Annotated in this window: 1 protein-coding gene; it reads left to right on the top strand. The window is 54.0% G+C overall.

Annotated elements, in window-relative coordinates:
- The coding region (locus tag ACKPVM_RS20475) for a hypothetical protein (protein ID WP_409311583.1) at window positions 1-278 on the top strand (278 nt) is incomplete at both ends.

The following is a 278-nucleotide window of genomic DNA, read 5'->3' on the forward strand; positions in this document are numbered from 1 at the left end:
GAGCGCGACAGCATTGGAGCTGCTCGAAAAGCGCAACGCTGCGAGCAAAGGCAAGGCAGAACAGGCTAAACTTGAAGCCTCTCAACAGGATGCAGCGACGATTGCAGCGATAGGCGATGCTGACAAAGCCAAAACGGACGATGCGGACAAGGGCGGTGCTGATGCCGAAGCCTCCAAAACAACACGAGAAGGTGTAGGTATGAACAGTCTGCTTGACCTCAACCTCATCAAGACCGACATCGACCGCGTCTACCCCATCATCTACTATACGCTCAAGT

Source organism: Pectobacterium hainanensis, assembly GCF_046237015.1.
Taxonomy (GTDB): Bacteria; Pseudomonadota; Gammaproteobacteria; order Enterobacterales; family Enterobacteriaceae; genus JBJYIN01.